The organism is Streptomyces radiopugnans, from assembly GCF_900110735.1.
Classification (GTDB): Bacteria; Actinomycetota; Actinomycetes; order Streptomycetales; family Streptomycetaceae; genus Streptomyces; species Streptomyces radiopugnans.
Genome location: NZ_FOET01000004.1, coordinates 125,654 through 138,843 on the forward strand (window position 1 = coordinate 125,654; position 13,190 = coordinate 138,843).

Sequence of the window (13,190 nt, forward strand, 5' to 3'; positions counted from 1 at the left end):
GAACAGCAGTCGTGGTTCCGAAGTCTCGTTCGCCCGTGGTCACGATCACGGGCGTTCTCGCTGTTCAGCTCATCTCCGGACCAGGGCGATCACCTCCCGGGCCCACAGGACGGGTCCGGTCCCAAGGAGAAGGAGACGGTCATGGCCAAGGGCACCGTGAAGTGGTTCAACAGTGAGAAGGGCTTCGGTTTCATCGAGCAGGAGGGCGGCGGCCCCGACGTCTTCGCCCACTACTCCAACATCGCGGCCCAGGGTTACCGCGAGCTGCACGAGGGCCAGAAGGTCGAGTTCGACGTCACCCAGGGCCAGAAGGGCCCGCAGGCGGAGAACATCCGCCCGGCCTGACCCCGGCACCGCCACGGGCCCGGCACCCCGCTTCGGGTGCCGGGCCCGTCCCGTCCCCGGAAGCCGCCCGCGCGGAGGGATCCGGGACCGGGGGACGCGGACGGGCCGGGAGGACCGGCGAAGCACCTCCTCGGTGTGTACCGTGCGGTGCACGCCGAGGAGGTGGCCATGCCCCGAGTGACGCTGACCGCGGGCACCGTCGACTACACCGACACCGGGGGAGACGGGCCCGTCCTGGTCCTGCTCCACGGGGTGAACATGGACGGCACCCTGTGGCGGAAGGTCGTGGCCGAGCTCGGCCCCGGATACCGCTGCGTCTGCCCCACCCTGCCCCTGGGAAGCCACCGGCGGCCGATGGCACGCCCCGACCTCGTCACACACCACGGCGTCGCCTCGATGGTCGGCGAGCTGCTCGAGGCGCTCGACCTCCATGACGCCGTACTGGTGCTCAACGACTGGGGCGGCGCCCAGTTCCTGATCGCGGACGGGCCCACGGACCGGATCGCCGGCCTGGTCCTCGTCGCGTGCGAGGCGTTCGACAACTTCCCTCCGGGCAGGCCCGGCAAGGCCGTGGCCCGCAGCGCGCGGTTCCCCGCGCTCCTGTGGCTCGCGATGCAGCTGCAGCGATTCGGGTGGTTCCGGCGCGCGCCCGGCGCCTGGGGCTGGATGAGCAAGCGCCCGGTCCCCACCGAGGTGATGGACGCCTGGTTCCGCCCGGCCCTGACCGATCCCGGCGTACGGCGCGACCTGCGCACGTTCGCCCTCTCCACCCCCCCGGTGTCCGAGCTGCGTGCCCTTCCCGGCCGCCTGCGCGGCTTCGGCCGTCCGACCCTCGTGGTGTGGGCGACCGAGGACAGGCTGATGCCGCGCGAGCACGGCCCCCGGCTCGCCGCGCTCTTCCCGCGCTCGCGCCTGGTGGAGATCGACGACAGCTACACCCTCGTTCCCGAGGACCGGCCCGAGCGACTGGCCGCCGAACTGGCGCGGTTCGTCCGCGACGATGTCGCCCCGCCCGCCCGTCCGCGCCCGGAGGGACGCCAGGGGCCGCTGCCGGACGGGGCGTGAAGCGCCGGCGGGCCCCGCCGGACCGCCGGGCCGCGGGGATTCGCATCGGCCGTGGTTCCGGCCGGTTCGTTTTCCGGCCCCGGCCGTCGAATTCCATTCGACGATCCATCACGTGTCGAACGCCGGTGGTCGAACGTCTCGGTTCCTGCCCGGAAGTCCATATTGCTGGACGGGCCTTTCCACCGGGCCCGCGCATCGGCCCTTGCGCCGCTGATCCGCCGCTGCGAACATCGCGGCGGAGCGGTATTCCCGGCGGGCCGCCGCGGCCGAACGCGCCCGCATTCGGCTCCATTTCCTTATCACCGCGCGATGTGACCACGAGGAGTGCGATGTCCGGTTTACGTGACAGAACGGGGAAGACCCGCCGGTGGGCCGGCCTGCTGACGAGCGGCGTCGTCACGCTGCTCGCCGGGCTGAGCGTGCTGGCCGCCGGCAGTCCCGAAGCGGTGGCCGACGCCGGACACCACAAACGCGCCTCGAGTGCCGCGATGTCCCAGGTCGCCGCGATGCAGCCCGGATGGAATCTCGGCAACTCCCTCGACGCCACCGGCAGCGACGAGACATCGTGGGGAAATCCCCGTATCACCGAGGCGCTGCTCGACAACGTCAGGGCACAGGGCTTCAAGAGCATTCGCATTCCCGTGACATGGGGCCGGCACCAGGGTCCGGCACCGGATCACGCCCTTGACGCGGAATATCTCGACCGCGTCGAGGAGGTCGTCGACTGGGCACTGGCGGACGGCTTCCATGTCATGATCAACATTCATCACGACTCCTGGCAGTGGATCGCGGACATGCCGTCCGACCGCGCCGGTGTGCTCGCCCGCTACAACGCCATCTGGGAGCAGCTGGCCGACACCTTCCGGGACCACCCCTCCAGGCTGGTGTTCGAAAGCGTCAACGAGCCGCAGTTCAACGGCGGCCTGGACGACGCCCGGAACGCGGCGCTGCTGGACGAGCTCAACACCTCCTTCCACCGCATCGTGCGCCAGTCCGGCGGCGGCAACACCGACCGCCTGCTCGTCCTGCCGACCCTGCACACCTCCGCCGACCAGGCGCGGGTGGACGAACTGGCCGACACCATCGACGCCCTCGGCGATCCCCGTGTCGCCGCGACCGTGCACTACTACGGCTACTGGCCCTTCAGCGTGAACGTCGCGGGCGGTACGCGCTTCGACGCCACCGCCCAGAAGGACCTCACCGACGCGTTCGACCGCGTCCACGACACCTTCGTGGCCCGGGGTGTCCCCGTGATCCTGGGTGAGTACGGCCTGCTGGGCTTCGACCGGCACACCGGCACCGTCCAGCAGGGCGAGAAGCTGAAGTTCTTCGAGTTCCTCGGGTACCACGCCCGCACCAGAAACATCACCACGATGCTGTGGGACAACGGCCAGCACTTCCAGCGCACCGGATTCCGCTGGAACGACCCGGAGCTGTTCGCCCAGATCAGGTCCAGCTGGACGACCCGGTCCGGCACCGCCTCCTCCGACCAGGTCTTCAGCGCCCGCAGCGAGGCCGTCACCGGCAAGACGCTCACCCTGAACCTCAACGGCACCTCCTTCACCGGGCTGCGCCACGGCTCCACCGACCTGGTGCGCGGCAGGGACTACACCGTCCAGGGCGACCGGCTCACCATCACCGCCGCCGCGATCACCCGGCTGAGCGGCTCCCGGGCCTACGGCACCAACGCGGTGCTGCACGCACGGTTCTCACGCGGCGTGCCCTGGCGGATCGACCTGATCACCCATGACACGCCCGTCCTGCGCGACGCGACCGGTACGACGGGTTCCTTCGCCGTTCCCACCGACTTCCGCGGCGACAGGCTCGCCACGATGGAGGCCAAGTACGCCGACGGCACCAACGCCGGCCCCCACGACTGGACGTCCTACAAGGAGTTCGACCGCGCGTTCGCACCCGACTACGCAGGCGGTGCCACCGTCCTGACGTCCGACTTCTTCGCCGAGGTCAGGGACGGCGCCCGCGTGACGCTCACCTTCCACTACTGGAGCGGGGCGAAGGTGACCTACCACGTCACCAAGTCCGGGACCTCGGTCACCGGCACCGCCGCCTGACCGTCACCGGCCCCGGGCGGGCGGGTTCGCGCCCGCCCGCCCGGGGCCGGGCGCCGCACGACTCACAGGACGCGCTGCCCCTTGCCCAGCGCAACCACGCCGTTCTCCGAGACGGAGTACAGCTCCCGGTCGCGCTGCTCGTTGACCCCGACCGCGGCACCCGGGGGCACCTCTATGTGCTTGTCCAGGATCGCGCCCCTGACGATCGCGCCGCGCCCCACACGCACGTTGTCGTGGAGGACGGAGTCCTGCACGACCGCCCCCTCCTCCACCACCACGCCGGGCGAGAGGACCGAGCGGGTCACCTGGCCGCGGATCAGGCAGCCCGCGCTGACGATGGACTCGCCCGCGATGCCCCCGGCGTTGAACCGGGCAGGCGACAGCTGGCTGGAGTGGGTGTAGACCGGCCAGTCGCGGTTGTACAGGTTGAAGGCCGGGCGCTCGGCGATCAGGTCCATGTGGGCGTCGTAGTACGCGTCGAGGGTGCCCACGTCGCGCCAGTACCCCTGGTCGCGGGCGGTCTCGCCGGGCACGTGGTTGGTGCTGAAGTCGTACAGCTGCGCCTCGCCGCTCTCGGTGAGGATGGGCAGGATGGAGCCGCCCATGTCGTGCGCGGAGTTCTCGTCCTCGGCATCCTTGAAGAGGGACTCCACCAGCGCCCTGGTGGAGAAGACGTAGTTGCCCATGGAGGCGAGGACGGAGTCGGGATCGTCCTCCAGACCGGGCGGATCGGTGGGCTTCTCCAGGAAGCCCTCGACCGTCCGGCCGTCCGGGCCGGGTTTGATGACGCCGAAGGCGGAGGACTCCGCGCGCGGCACCCGGATGCCGGCGACGGTGACCCCGGCGCCGCCGTCGATGTGCTGCCGCAGCATCTGCCGCGGGTCCATGCGGTAGACGTGGTCGGCGCCGAAGACCGCGATGTGGTCGGGGCGCTCGTCCATGACCAGGTTCAGCGACTGGAGGATGGCGTCGGCGCTGCCCAGGTACCAGTGGGGGCCGAGGCGCTGCTGGGCGGGCACGGGCGTGACGTAGTTGCCCAGCAGGCTCGACATCCGCCAGGTGGTGGTGATGTGCCGGTCCAGCGAGTGCGACTTGTACTGGGTCAGGACGCAGATCCGCAGGATGTCGCCGTTGACCAGGTTGGACAGCACGAAGTCGACCAGGCGGTACGTCCCGCCGAAGACGACCGCGGGCTTGGCCCGGTCGGCCGTGAGCGGCATCAGCCGCTTGCCCGCTCCGCCGGCCAGCACGATTCCCAGCACCGAAGGTCCGCCGCGTCGCATCGCAGTTCCTCTCTCGCCTCCGCTCCGCCCCGGCCGCGTGCCCCGGGGCGGGGGAGCCGCCTCGGCTCGCGGGCGAGGGGCTCGGCACGGGTGCCCGCACCGCCGCGGACGCCCGGCGGAGACTCCACGGCGATCGGACCCGCGCTCGTACGGCCCCGTCCCCCGAACGTCCTGTTCCAGGGTCGCTCACCCGGCGCGGTTGCGAAAGTCGATCTCCCGCGCCCGCGGCGGCGGCCCGCCCTGCGAGGGTCGAGGACCCCGGCGACCGGCGGCGGACGCGGGGGCGGCCCCGGTGCCGGTGCGGCGTGGCATTCTGGCACCGGACCGATCACAGCCCACGGGAGCGGGAGCACGGCATGATCTTTCGCCGCACCGAAGAGCACGTCGCCGTACGCTGCGGCACCTGCCCCGGCATGCCCCTCCTGCCCACCCCCTGCGACATCGACACCGGAAAGTGCCTGCGCTGCCAGGACAGAAGCCGCCCCCTGCCCGTCCCCCACCCCGAAGACCATCTGTGCGACGTGTGCCGCCGCGAGTGCCCCGGCTGCGGCGCCCCCTCCGCCCAGGGCGGCCGGTGCCGGGCCTGCCGCGGCCTGTGCCGCACCTGCCACGCCCCGCTCCCAGCACGCCCCGGGGACGCAGCGGTCCGCGGAGAGTCCGGGACGCGGAGTCCGGACGGCGCGGGCAGGCCCGGCGAGAGGGCCCCGCGGCGGGAACGGGTCTACTTCCCCCGGAGCCGGCTGGACGGCCAGTGCGACACCTGCCGGAACGCCCCCGATTCCGCCGACCCGGTCCGCGCCGTCCTCGCCGCCCTGCCGGACAAGGTCATCCGCGCCTGCGGAGGCACCGCCCCTCCCGCCGTCGTCGACACCATCCGCGCCGAACTGCGGTACCACACCGTCGCCCAGCTCGCCGCCCGCGTCGACCGCCGCTGGTGGGGTGGCTGGGCCTCCCGCCCCCTGAGCCGGGACGCGGACGAGCACCAGGACGGCCACCGGCCCGACCACGTCGCCGTATGGCTGCTGGCGCCCGGCGGATGCCCGGCCCGCTGCGACGACGGCTGGACGCCCGGCAATCCCGACCTGCCCTGCCCTCTGTGCGCCGGCCGGCGTGGGGCCGGGCCCCGCCCCGCCGCCGAGGAGGGCGGCGGCCGGGAGGCGCCCGCCGCCACGCCCGCGGACCGCACCCCGACCGAAGCCGTCACCCACCGGCCCATGCCCGAGTGCGAGGGGCGCGACGGCTCCTGCGGCGTTCCCGTCGCCGCCCCGTACACCATGTGCCCGTCCTGCCTGGGCTGGCCCCGGTGCGCGTGCGGCCGCCGCTACGACCCCCTGCGGGCCGCCGCGTGCACCGCCTGCGCGGCGGTCTGAGGGCAGGGGCACCGGAGGAGCACCGGGATGCCCTCACCGGTGTCCGCCACGCCGGCCCCTCGGGCACGAGGGGACCGGGAACACGGAGGAGAGGGCGCCGCACATGGAGCGGACGCGGATCCTGCTGCTGGACGCGGCTCCCGGCAGGCTGCTCGACCGCGAGCTGGAACGCCTGCTCGGGCACGGGCTGGAGATCACGCTGAACCTCCGGCGGGTGACCGACCCGGCGGGTGCGCGGGCGGCCTGGGCGGGCCGGGTGGCCTTCACCGACTTCGACCTCTTCGACGAGTCCGCCGTGATCTCCGAGACCGTCCGCGGCGGACTCGGCCACCATGCGGTCAAGTCCCGCGCCGGTGTGCCGCTGCGCGCCGACTTCCTGGCGGCGGCGACCGGTCCGGCACTGGCCCACCGGCTGAGGGTGATCGGCCGGGCCGGGGCGGGCACCGACCACGTGGACCTGGACGCCGCCGCCCGCCACGGCGTCGCCGTCACCCACACCCCGGGCTCCAACGCGACCGCGGTCGCGGAGTTCGCGCTGGCCCAGCTGCTCGCCCTGGTCCGCAACCTGCCCGCGTACGACGAGGCGTCGCACCGCGGCCGCTGGAGTGCTCCGGCCGCCGCCGTCGACACCTTCGCCCACGAGCACGCCGCCTTCACCTCACCCCTGTTCGGCCTGCCCGGCGCCCTGCTCACCCCGCACGTCGCCGGCATGACCGAAGGCGCCATGGCAGAGGCGGCCCTGCGCTGCGCCGACCACATCGCGGCACTCCTCGCCGGCCGCCCGGACGGCGTCCCCGTGGTGGGGCGGTGAGGAGGTCGAGTCCGAGACCTCCGGTCCCGCCTTCCGCGGCACGATGACGATGACGACCCCCCTCACCGACGCGCCCGGCGGCACCGATGTCCTCATCGTGCGCGAAGGAGACCCCGACGGCGTGCCGGCCGCCGACAACGAGGCGGGTGCGCGCATGGCGCCGGCCGACCTCGCCCGCCTGGCCGAGGCGGGCGGGCGTTCCGGATGACGGCGGCGGGGCGCCCGGTCGCCCCGCCGGTCCCCTGGTCCGCCTGCCGTCACGACAGCGTGTCGGCGACCACCGACGCCGCTTCAGCGATCAGTTCGTCGTCGTGCTCGGCGTCCTCCTCGTCGCGGTTCGACATGATCGCCACGACGATGGGAGCGGCGCCGGCGGGGGGCCACACCACGGCGATGTCGTTGCGCACCCCGTAGCCGCTGCCGGTCCCGGTCTTGTCGCCGACCACCCAGCCCCGGGGCATCCCGGCCCTGATGAGCCCGGATCCGGTGACGTTGGTGCGCAGCCACTCCGCGAGCTGCGCGCGTTCGCCCTCGCCGAGGACGTCCCCGAGGACGAACGCGCGCAGGTTCCCGGCGAAAGCGCGCGGCGTGCTCGTGTCCCGCGTCTCGCCCGGGGCCCACCGGCTCAGTTCCGGTTCACGGCGTTCCATCCGGGTGACGTCGTCACCGATCTCCTCCAGCACGGTGTCCAGTCCCCTGGGCCCGCCCACCGCGTCGAACAGCAGGTTGGCCGCGGTGTTGTCGCTGAAGCGGACGGCGGCCTCGCACAGTTCACGCAGGGTCATCCCGGTTCCGGTGTGCTTCCCGGTCACCGGGGAGTGGGCGACGAGGTCGTCCTCGGAGTACTCGACCACCTCCTCCATCCCGCTCGGGGAGTACTTCCGCAGCACGGCGCCTGCGGCCAGCGCCTTGAACGTGGAGGCGTAGGCGAATCGCTCGTCGTCGTTGTAGGCCACCTCCCGTCCGGTGCCGGTGTCCACGGCGTAGACGCCCAGCCGCGCGTCGAACTCGCGCTCCAGCGACCTGAGATCACGGACGTACGGTTCCGCGGCCGCGGTCGGCTTCGGGGCCTTGCTCGGATCCGGGGCGGTGCTCGGATCCGGGGCGGCGGCGGACGGGGACGGCGTGGCCGGGGAGGCGCCCTGCCCGCAGGCGGCGAGCGGGGTGAGAGCGAGCGCGGTGAGCGCGCCGAGCAGGGCGCGCCGGGCACGGGTGTGCCGCATGGTCCGGACCTCCTGGGCGCCCGTACGCGGGGCGCGTGGTGGGACGGGGCGGTACGGCCCGCCCCGGTGCACGGTCATGGGTGACGGGACCACTCTCGCCTTCCGCCGCCACGCGGTCCAATACGCCGGCGCGCCGCCCCGTGCCGAGTCGGCCGGGGCCCGGGCCGCGGGCCCCCGGGGACCGCGTGGGCGCTCGGCTCCGTCCGGGAGAGGACGCCCCGGTCAGAAGGCGAGGACGGTCACGCTGCCCAGGTAGACGGCGAGCAGCACGATGCCGTCGAACCCGAGCCGCAGCCAGCCGCGCTTCTGCCGCACCAGCATGCCGCCCAGCAGCACGGTGGTCATCAGCAGGGCGGCACCGGTGAGGAAGAGCTGGTCGGAGCCGGCCGCGTGGTAGAGGGAGCCGCCGCGGAAGAAGAGGTCGCCGATGGCGAGGTTGAGCACGTCCAGGCAGTTGCCGCCCACGATGGCCGCCACCGCCAGGGTCACCGCCCCGCGCCGCACCGCGGCGACCGCCGTCACCGCCTCCGGCAACGCGTTGACCCCGCCCATCAGGACCGCTCCGACGAAGCCCGCGTTCAGCCCGGTCGCCTCCAGCAGGCTCCCGGCCGCCCGCGCCACCGCCCAGCCGCCCAGCGCGACCAGGGCCGCGACCGCGAGGAACTCCCCCCACAGGCCGCGGCCGCCCCGCCCGGCGAAGCGCTCCTCCTCGGGTGTGTCGAGGACGGTCTCGCGGGTGCGGACCGCCCGCCACATCGGCTCCTCCTGGTCGCGGATCAGCCGGATCCCGCCCCAGTAGAAGGCGGCCAGCACAAGCGAGGCCGGGTGCACCCCCAGCAGGGTGGCCTCAGGGCCGAAGGAGGCCATCAGCGACAGTCCGAGCAGTGCTATGAGCAGGCAGCCGAACAGCACGTTGGGCAGGGACGCCGCGGCGTGTTCGAGGTTGACCCGCCGGTAGGAGGCGTCGGCGACCACGACCGCCAGGGTCTGGGCGGCGATGCCGCCCACCGCGTTGCCGTACGCCAGGGCGGGCTGGCCGCCGGCCGCGCTGACCGCCGTCATCACGATGCCCGACAGGGAGGTGATCAGTCCGAAGAAGACCGCGCCGAACAGCGCCTCGCCCCAGCCCGTCCGGTCGGCGAGGGCGTCGCCCAGTGCCGCGAGCCGGACGCTGCACACCGCGGTGACGGCCGCGGCGATCAGGAAGATCGCGATGCTCCAGCCCAGGGGCCACGGTCCGGTCCAGACTGCGGGCATCTCCGCTCTCCTCATCACGCGCGTCGGGGGTCCTCTGCCGCATGCCCCGCCCCGGCTCCCGCGAACAGGCACAACCGCGGCGATCGGTGCGCGGCGGCACCCGGCCCGATGTGCGGCACCGGGTGGAGGGGAGGCCGGGATGACGCCCGTTCAGGGGCCGTTTTCGGCCTTTCCCGTTCCGGTCGCCTCAGCGCGCCCCGAGCAGGGGCCGGCACCCCCTATCCTTCTACAGTCATGTAGAAAACCCGAGGGGGTCATATGCGTTTCCCGCTGCCCGCGCATCCCGCGGGAGGGCGCTGCGCGGCGGGTCATGGCCCATGGGAGCGGATCGACGGGGCGGTCGGTCAACGCGCGGGCCGGCCGGTGTGGTTCCGGCCGGGGGCACGGCGCCCCGCGCCCGGTGGCGCGCGCTCCGCCCGCACCGCGGTCCGCTCCCGCACCTCACTCACACACCGTCAGCCTGGGAGGGCGTACGTGGCTTCGATCGACCTGGACAAGGTGCTGGACAAGGCGTGGGCGGACAGGGCCCTGCCGGAGATACTCCAGGCTCCCGTCTCCGCCCTGAAGGGTGTCTCCGACCGCGACGGCGAGCTGCTGGACCAGGCGTTCGGCGTGAAGACCGTGGCCGACCTGGCCGGGTTGAAGTACGTCCGCTGGGCCCAGGCCCTGGCCGCGCTGGACACCACCGCCAAGTAACCACCGAAGACCGCGTGGCGCCGCGTACGGCGCAGCCCCCGCTCCCCCGCCGCGGCGCCACGCGCCTTCACCCGCACAGGCACACGCACACGCAAAGGAGAACGCCGCGATGGTGTTCAAACGGCTGCTCGGCTCGCTCGGCGTGGGCGGGCCCACGGTGGACACGGTCCTGGAACAGGGCGCGGCCCTGCCGGGCGGTCCTCTGTCCGGGCAGGTCCATCTCAAGGGCGGCAGCGCCGACTTCGACATCGAGCACATCACCCTGGAACTGATCGCCCGCGTCGAGGTCGAGCACGGGGAGGGCGAGTCCGAGGGCGGGATCGTCTTCGAGCGCTTCACCGTCGCCGGCGGCTTCCGCCTGGCCGAGGGCGAGGAGCGCACCGTCCCGTTCGCCGTGACGCTGCCGTGGGAGACCCCGGTCACCGAACTGTACGGCCAGCCCCTGGGCGTCGTCCTGGGAGTGCGCACCGAACTGGCCGTGGCCGGCGCGAAGGACAAGGGCGACCTCGATCCGCTGACCGTCGGCCCGCTGCCCGCGCAGGAAGCGATCCTGGAGGCCTTCGGGCAGCTGGGGTTCGGTTTCAGATCCGCCGACCTGGAGTACGGCCGCATCCACGGCACCGGCCAGACCCTGCCCTTCTACCAGGAGATCGAACTCACCCCCGCTCCGCAGTACGCGCACGCGGTGACCGAGATCGAGGTGACCTTCCTGGCCCACCCCGGCGGCATGGAGGTGGTGCTGGAGGCCGACAAGCGCGGCGGCCTGTTCGGCGGGGGGCATGACGCCCTCACCCGCTTCACCGTCGGCCACCGGGACGTCCGCGACTGGAGCGCCGAGGTCGACGGCTGGGTCCGGCAGCTCGTCGAGCACCGCGGGGCGCACTCCGCGCACGGCGGGTACGGTCCTGCCGACCCCTATGGCCACGGCCACGGCCACGGTGAGCACCATGACGGCCACCGCTCCGGCCCCGGCATGGGCACCGCCGTCGCGGCGGGCGCGGCCGGACTCGCGGTCGGCGTCGCCGGCGGAATGGTCGCGGCCGAGGTCGTCGACGAGATCGGCGACGCCTTCGAGGGCGAGGACGAGGGCGGCGAGGACGAGGGCTGACCCCCCGCGCTCCCGGTCCGGGCCGCGGTTGCGCGGCCCGGACTCCTCCCCGCGGCGCGGGGCTGGCGGTGTCGGCGAAGCCGCCGTACCCGGGCCCTACAGCGGGGTGGCCGCCTTCAGCACGAGGAACAGGGTGACGGCGGAGTTCGCCGACGACAGCGCCGAGACGGTCGTTCCCGCCGCGGCCGTCCAGGCCGCCAGCCCCGCCGTGGTGAACACCGGCGGCCAGCTGCGCACCGCCGGGGCCGGTTCCAGCAGCGCCGCCACCCGTCGCGGTACCGGCCCGGCCGCGGCGAAGTGGGCCGGTACCGTACCCGGGGGGCTGCCGCGGGAGACCAGCGCGGCCTTGCCCACCGCCCGCGCCACCGCCCGTCGGCTGCCGACCGCGTCCGCCGCCTCCTCGTCCGCCCACCGCTCCGCCGTGTAGGACACCGCCGTGCGCAGCGGCCGCAGGAAGGGGTTCGCCCGCGCGGCCAGGTGCACCGCCAGCAGGAACCGGTGGTGCCGGCCCGTCAGATGCGCACGCTCGTGCGCGAACAGCGCCCGCCGCTCCCCGCCCTCCAGGCACGACAGCATCGCCGTGGACACCACCACCCGGCCCCGCCGGCCCCGGCCTGCGGGCAGCGCGTACGCGTACGGCTCACCGTCGGGCAGTACCGCCACCGAGCGGCCGCGCGCGCCCTCCAGCGCCCGCACCGCCCGGCGCCGCACCCGGCGGTGCACCCACAGCGTCCGCGCGCAGGCCACGACGACCGCCAGCAGTGCGGGGATGGCCGCCCGGCCCGCCACCTCGTCGTACGGGACCGCCTCGCGCACCTCCGGATCCGACCAGCCGTCCGGCAGCGGGTTGCCCGGCAGCTGCGCGGTGCCCACCACCATCAGCAGCGCCAGGCACACCGTGCTGCACACCGCCAGCACCCCGGCCGCCGCCGACAGCAGCACCGTGGCGGTGCGCGGGTGCAGGTGCTGCTCGGCCAGGCGCGCGATCGGCCAGGCCGTCAGCGGCAACACCAGCGGCAGGAAGACGAAGACCCCCACGACCGCCTCATTCCCCCGGCTCTTCGGCCCGCTCCAGCAGCTCCCGCAGCAGCCGCTCGTCCCCCGGCGGCAACGAGGTCACGAAACTCGCCAGCACCGCCTGACGGTCACTCTCCCCGTCCAGCACCCGCCGCATGCGCAGCGCCGCCAGCCCCGCCTCGTCCGCCGTCGGCGACCACACGAAGGAGCGTCCCGCCTTCTCCCGTACGACCGCGCCCTTGGCCAGCAGCCGGGTCAGGATGGTGATCACGGTGGTGTACGCCAGATCACCGCCGAGCCGCTCGCGCACCCAGGCGGTGTCCACCGGCCCCGGCGCCTGGCGCAGCGCCGACAGCACCTGCACCTCCAACTCGCCCTGGCCGCGCCTGCGCGCACGGGGCCGCCGGGACTGCCCGGCCTTCTCCTGGTCCACCCTGCCGTCTCCTTCCAGCCGTGCCCCCGTCACCCCGGCAGGGCCGGCCGTACATCGTAGGCGAGCGGTGGCCGGATCGGCACTCGCGGGTCTTCTACATTGATGTAGATTCATAATGTCCTCCGCCGGCCGCTCCCCACCGGGACGCGGACCCCGCCCCGCCTCCGGAAAGGAAGCAACGGATGTTCGGGATCAGCGAGATCGCCATCCTCATCATCGTCGCCGTCGTCGTCCTCGGCGCCAAGAAACTCCCCGGACTGGCCCGCTCCGCGGGCCAGTCCGCCCGCATCCTCAAGAGCGAGGCCAAAGCGATGAGGTCCGAGCGCACCTCCGGGCGGCCCGCTCCGGAAGCGCGCGCCATCAGGGCCGACGGCGGTGGAGCGGCGCCCTCCCACCCCGGAACCGCCTCCGGACCCGACGCGCCGCACTGAGGGGCAGACCGGCACGGCGAGGGAGGGGGCCGGAACGCGACAGGGCGACCGCGTACGGTTCCGCGTCGATCCGTGCGGC

14 protein-coding genes are annotated in these 13,190 nt (G+C 73.7%); 9 read left to right on the forward strand and 5 right to left on the reverse strand.

What is annotated here, in order from left to right:
- Positions 1–141: 141 nt before the first annotated feature.
- The 3 genes from BMY40_RS10685 (at position 142) to BMY40_RS10695 (ending at position 3,482) form a co-directional block, all read left to right on the forward strand.
- A complete protein-coding gene (locus BMY40_RS10685; protein WP_093658049.1) occupies positions 142–345 on the forward strand; it encodes a cold-shock protein in 204 nt (67 codons plus the stop codon).
- Positions 346–513: 168 nt separating this feature from the next.
- Positions 514–1,410, forward strand: coding sequence for an alpha/beta fold hydrolase (locus BMY40_RS10690; RefSeq protein ID WP_177213956.1), 897 nt, complete (start codon positions 514–516; stop codon positions 1,408–1,410).
- Between the two features lie 329 nt (positions 1,411–1,739).
- Positions 1,740–3,482 (forward strand): cellulase family glycosylhydrolase, encoded by a 1,743-nt coding sequence (locus BMY40_RS10695; protein WP_093658051.1) that lies wholly within the window; start codon positions 1,740–1,742, stop codon positions 3,480–3,482.
- Between the two features lie 62 nt (positions 3,483–3,544).
- Here the strand turns inward: BMY40_RS10695 and glgC are convergent, their stop codons facing one another.
- Entirely contained in the window at positions 3,545–4,765 is a 1,221-nt protein-coding gene (gene glgC / locus BMY40_RS10700; protein WP_093658053.1) for a glucose-1-phosphate adenylyltransferase, read from the reverse strand.
- A gap of 356 nt (positions 4,766–5,121) precedes the next feature.
- On the opposite strand from glgC, the gene BMY40_RS10705 reads away from it, so the two are divergent.
- From BMY40_RS10705 to BMY40_RS10715, 3 genes are all read left to right on the forward strand, one after another.
- Entirely contained in the window at positions 5,122–6,135 is a 1,014-nt protein-coding gene (locus tag BMY40_RS10705) for a hypothetical protein (RefSeq protein WP_245770000.1), read from the forward strand.
- Between the two features lie 103 nt (positions 6,136–6,238).
- Positions 6,239–6,946, forward strand: a complete 708-nt coding sequence (locus BMY40_RS10710; RefSeq protein ID WP_093658055.1) for a Rossmann-fold NAD(P)-binding domain-containing protein — start codon at positions 6,239–6,241, stop codon at positions 6,944–6,946.
- Between the two features lie 43 nt (positions 6,947–6,989).
- On the forward strand, positions 6,990–7,154 hold the full coding sequence (locus BMY40_RS10715; protein WP_425443097.1) for an SRPBCC family protein: 165 nt from the start codon (positions 6,990–6,992) through the stop codon (positions 7,152–7,154).
- 49 nt (positions 7,155–7,203) lie between these two features.
- Here BMY40_RS10715 and bla read toward each other — a convergent pair whose 3' ends face one another.
- Both bla and BMY40_RS10725 read right to left on the reverse strand, forming a co-directional pair.
- On the reverse strand, positions 7,204–8,169 hold the full coding sequence (gene bla / locus BMY40_RS10720; RefSeq protein WP_093658057.1) for a class A beta-lactamase: 966 nt from the start codon (positions 8,167–8,169) through the stop codon (positions 7,204–7,206).
- A 222-nt stretch (positions 8,170–8,391) separates the two neighbouring features.
- Complete coding sequence (locus BMY40_RS10725; RefSeq protein ID WP_093658059.1) at positions 8,392–9,426, reverse strand: sodium:calcium antiporter; 1,035 nt, start codon at positions 9,424–9,426, stop codon at positions 8,392–8,394.
- A gap of 474 nt (positions 9,427–9,900) precedes the next feature.
- On the opposite strand from BMY40_RS10725, the gene BMY40_RS10730 reads away from it, so the two are divergent.
- The gene (locus tag BMY40_RS10730; protein WP_093658061.1) at positions 9,901–10,122 is read left to right on the forward strand and encodes a hypothetical protein; all 222 of its coding nucleotides are present in this window, start codon (positions 9,901–9,903) and stop codon (positions 10,120–10,122) included.
- A gap of 109 nt (positions 10,123–10,231) precedes the next feature.
- On the forward strand, positions 10,232–11,230 hold the full coding sequence (locus BMY40_RS10735) for a sporulation protein (RefSeq protein ID WP_093658063.1): 999 nt from the start codon (positions 10,232–10,234) through the stop codon (positions 11,228–11,230).
- 96 nt (positions 11,231–11,326) lie between these two features.
- Here BMY40_RS10735 and BMY40_RS10740 read toward each other — a convergent pair whose 3' ends face one another.
- Positions 11,327–12,268 carry a M56 family metallopeptidase gene (locus BMY40_RS10740; protein WP_093658065.1) on the reverse strand — a complete coding sequence of 314 codons (942 nt, stop codon included), beginning with the start codon at positions 12,266–12,268 and terminating at the stop codon, positions 11,327–11,329.
- A 7-nt stretch (positions 12,269–12,275) separates the two neighbouring features.
- Entirely contained in the window at positions 12,276–12,680 is a 405-nt protein-coding gene (locus BMY40_RS10745) for a BlaI/MecI/CopY family transcriptional regulator (protein ID WP_245770001.1), read from the reverse strand.
- A 182-nt stretch (positions 12,681–12,862) separates the two neighbouring features.
- Between BMY40_RS10745 and BMY40_RS10750 the strand changes: the two genes are divergently transcribed.
- The gene (locus BMY40_RS10750; protein ID WP_093658069.1) at positions 12,863–13,111 is read left to right on the forward strand and encodes a twin-arginine translocase TatA/TatE family subunit; all 249 of its coding nucleotides are present in this window, start codon (positions 12,863–12,865) and stop codon (positions 13,109–13,111) included.
- Positions 13,112–13,190: the final 79 nt, after the last annotated feature.

What these genes read in the sequence shown, in the direction of transcription:
- BMY40_RS10685 (WP_093658049.1), top strand. Translation starts at nt 142, where the DNA reads ATGGCCAAGGGCACCGTGAAGTGGTTCAACAGTGAGAAGGGCTTCGGT.
- BMY40_RS10690 (WP_177213956.1), top strand. Translation starts at nt 514, where the DNA reads ATGCCCCGAGTGACGCTGACCGCGGGCACCGTCGACTACACCGACACC.
- BMY40_RS10695 (WP_093658051.1), top strand. Translation starts at nt 1,740, where the DNA reads ATGTCCGGTTTACGTGACAGAACGGGGAAGACCCGCCGGTGGGCCGGC.
- glgC (WP_093658053.1), bottom strand. Translation starts at nt 4,765, where the DNA reads ATGCGACGCGGCGGACCTTCGGTGCTGGGAATCGTGCTGGCCGGCGGA.
- BMY40_RS10705 (WP_245770000.1), top strand. Translation starts at nt 5,122, where the DNA reads ATGATCTTTCGCCGCACCGAAGAGCACGTCGCCGTACGCTGCGGCACC.
- BMY40_RS10710 (WP_093658055.1), top strand. Translation starts at nt 6,239, where the DNA reads ATGGAGCGGACGCGGATCCTGCTGCTGGACGCGGCTCCCGGCAGGCTG.
- BMY40_RS10715 (WP_425443097.1), top strand. Translation starts at nt 6,990, where the DNA reads ATGACGATGACGACCCCCCTCACCGACGCGCCCGGCGGCACCGATGTC.
- bla (WP_093658057.1), bottom strand. Translation starts at nt 8,169, where the DNA reads ATGCGGCACACCCGTGCCCGGCGCGCCCTGCTCGGCGCGCTCACCGCG.
- BMY40_RS10725 (WP_093658059.1), bottom strand. Translation starts at nt 9,426, where the DNA reads ATGCCCGCAGTCTGGACCGGACCGTGGCCCCTGGGCTGGAGCATCGCG.
- BMY40_RS10735 (WP_093658063.1), top strand. Translation starts at nt 10,232, where the DNA reads ATGGTGTTCAAACGGCTGCTCGGCTCGCTCGGCGTGGGCGGGCCCACG.
- BMY40_RS10750 (WP_093658069.1), top strand. Translation starts at nt 12,863, where the DNA reads ATGTTCGGGATCAGCGAGATCGCCATCCTCATCATCGTCGCCGTCGTC.